Origin of the sequence: Pseudogracilibacillus amylolyticus (SeqCode), assembly GCF_051918545.1 — a bacterium.
Lineage (GTDB): Bacteria > Bacillota > Bacilli > Bacillales > Amphibacillaceae > Pseudogracilibacillus.
In genome coordinates this window covers 1-2,592 of record NZ_JBPPZG010000328.1, presented here as the reverse complement: position 1 = coordinate 2,592, position 2,592 = coordinate 1, and the positions used below count along the sequence as shown (strand labels likewise).

The 2,592-nt window shown below is 35.7% G+C and carries 4 protein-coding genes; 1 reads left to right on the top strand and 3 read right to left on the bottom strand.

The window, feature by feature from the left end; translation table 11 throughout:
* Positions 1-69 precede the first annotated feature (69 nt).
* Entirely contained in the window at positions 70-201 is a 132-nt protein-coding gene (locus ACPYKA_RS20340) for a hypothetical protein (RefSeq protein ID WP_479544011.1), read from the top strand.
* A gap of 316 nt (positions 202-517) precedes the next feature.
* On the opposite strand, the gene ACPYKA_RS20335 is transcribed toward ACPYKA_RS20340, so the two are convergent.
* The 3 genes from ACPYKA_RS20335 to ACPYKA_RS20325 form a co-directional block, all read right to left on the bottom strand.
* On the bottom strand, positions 518-1,351 hold the full coding sequence (locus ACPYKA_RS20335; RefSeq protein ID WP_479544010.1) for a M55 family metallopeptidase: 834 nt from the start codon (positions 1,349-1,351) through the stop codon (positions 518-520).
* A 22-nt stretch (positions 1,352-1,373) separates the two neighbouring features.
* A complete protein-coding gene (locus ACPYKA_RS20330; RefSeq protein WP_479544009.1) occupies positions 1,374-2,192 on the bottom strand; it encodes a serine hydrolase in 819 nt (272 codons plus the stop codon).
* A gap of 220 nt (positions 2,193-2,412) precedes the next feature.
* On the bottom strand, positions 2,413-2,592 hold a 180-nt coding region (locus ACPYKA_RS20325; protein WP_479544008.1), incomplete at its 5' end, for a hypothetical protein.

The window sequence follows — 2,592 nt, the reverse complement described above, 5'->3', positions numbered from 1 at the left end:
CTAGAAACAAGTTTTTGATTTCTAGTTTACTATTATACTACTTTTTCCCTAGATTCTAAATGGTAATAAGTGGAGAGACGCCAAAATCAAATTATTCCTTTAGTTGTCACTGCGCCACTTAATGTATTTAATATTGTTTCAATGGCTGCAGGAGACGACTGCACGGTAAATGTCGTTGTTGAAAAATGGAATGATAGCTAGTAAACTCCTTCCATTATGGTGGGAACAGCGAATGTATTTGTTAACATTATTGGCAATACTAATCGCTCCAACATTGGATAGACCTAGTTATTTTTCCAAACCTATTAAATACATAATTTGTTGGAACAACTTTTTCGAAAACATACTCTCTCATGCGGTACAATTGCTGTCCCTTCTGTACAAACATCCTCAACCGTTTTCAATCGGGTAATAAAATGTTACTTACAGTTTTTCTCGCCAGTTGGTAAAAGATAATCCTAATTCTCTTATTCTTTCTTCTTAGCAAGAATAAATACACTCATATTGTTTTCATCTATCAGCCGTACAAGGGATCAAATGCCGTAACACCAAGATTTAAACAGGCATGGATTCCACGCCACGCATCTAATACGTTGTTTCCTTTATAAGCAATTATTCTTGGCGACTTAACATATGCCCCTGGAACAAGACTTGCCTTTTTACAAGCTGCAGTTGACGTCCACTCAATTTCAAATTCAGTTTGTCCCAAAATTTTATATGGCTTAAAATCATTAAGTCTGCTTACCGCTTTGTAAGCTTTTGTCTTAATTTCATTATGTGCATTTTTTAATGATAAGCAACGTGCAGCCCAGCGATCGATTGACTTTTTCACAACAGCAGTTTCGATATCTTCGAATACATCTTCTGCTTCTTTTGCTAGACAGTCATCACCGGAAACCATTATAACGGGAACATCAAAAAATCCGGCAATTGCCGCATTTAACTCAACTTCACCTATTGGCTTTTCATTCATACGCATTTCATACATTTCTGGACCGACTAATGTTTCATTGGCAACACCGTGGGAATGACCAACTTTTGCATGAAGTCCGATGAAAAAAGCTCCATCAAACCCGTCAATTTGTTCAACCATTGACATTTTTTTATTCGATCCACGGATAATCTCTGCTCTAGGATCAAGCTCCTCATAAATGATATTGAGCATGGACCAATGAGCATCATTGACAACAACTTCAATTGCCCCCGCTTCAAAAGCACCTGAGATAGCAGCATTTACATCCATTGTCATAAGTCTTCTAAATTCCTCGTATCTGCTTCCAGTTGGGTGCATTTCATCGGAACTAACGACACCTGAAATACCTTCACCATCCGCAACAATATATATTTTCATTGTTCCCTCCAAAGTATTCGAATTAAAAGGAGTCTTGTTTCCCTGCTGTTACATAATTAAAAATTTCTTTACCGACCTTACTTAAAGTGTGTAAAGCTCTATTCTTATTACACTGTTCAGATAATACGGTAATTGTAACAGTTCGACTCCCAACATAAAGAATTCCTGTATCATGATACGTTTCTGTAACACTCCCTGTTTTACTTGCAAACATCCAGAATGGTCGAGTACCAATAATTTCACTGCCATTTTCTGGAAAACATGCAGTTAAATAATGAATTTGTTGCCTTTTCATAATGGTAATCATCTGTTCACAGGCATAATGTGAACTAAACTTCCCCTTAGCAAATCTCTCTAATAATATAGAAACATCATTTGCGGTAATCATATTTCTTCCTTCCGTTTTTACAGGAATCGTCATTAATTTATTGTAAAAAGAACTATGCACCATACCAATTTCCTTCATCGTATCTTGGATTTTTTTCTTACCGACTTTTTCAATAATGATATTTGTTGCTGTATTATCACTTTGAATAATCATTAATATTATTAAATCATATAATGTTAAATTGACACTTGGAGATAAATATTGCAATACTCCCGAGCCGCCAACTATATTTTCTTGTTTCACTTCTATTCTTTCATTTAAACTTAAACGACCATGATCAACTAGGGAAAAGACTGTTGCCATAATTGGTAATTTAATAATACTAGCTGCATAGTAACGATGCGTCCCATTGATAGAAAATCGTTCATTTTTATCTAAGTCTTCAACTACGATTGCCCAATTTCCCTGTTCTTTACTTGTAATTTTTTCCAATTTTTGTTTCAAGTGGTTCATGCAAGCACCCTTTCTTAAAAACTTGGCTTCTCGTCTAGCTTTATGGGGAGAATGTATTTACGATTGATTGACGTGCTAATACTGGCGTCTGAAACAAACGCTTTACGGTAGGACGAACGAAAGTAAAAATGCTCTTCGCTGGGGCGGGTAAGCGCAGTCTCAATCCCAGGATCTCGCGCTTTCGGCCAGTGAGCGAGTCACTTAGCTACTAAAATAAGCATTAGTTAACTTTTGGAACGATCCGATGAAAAATAGAAATAGCAATTGCATTTCCGGCATTATCTATTACTATTTCTATAGGTTCAAAGACATCATCCATATAAGCATAAAATACGTTGTCACAAATAAATTTAGTCGGATAATATTCCCCTTTATATGAAAAAGTAATTTTGTCATTTTT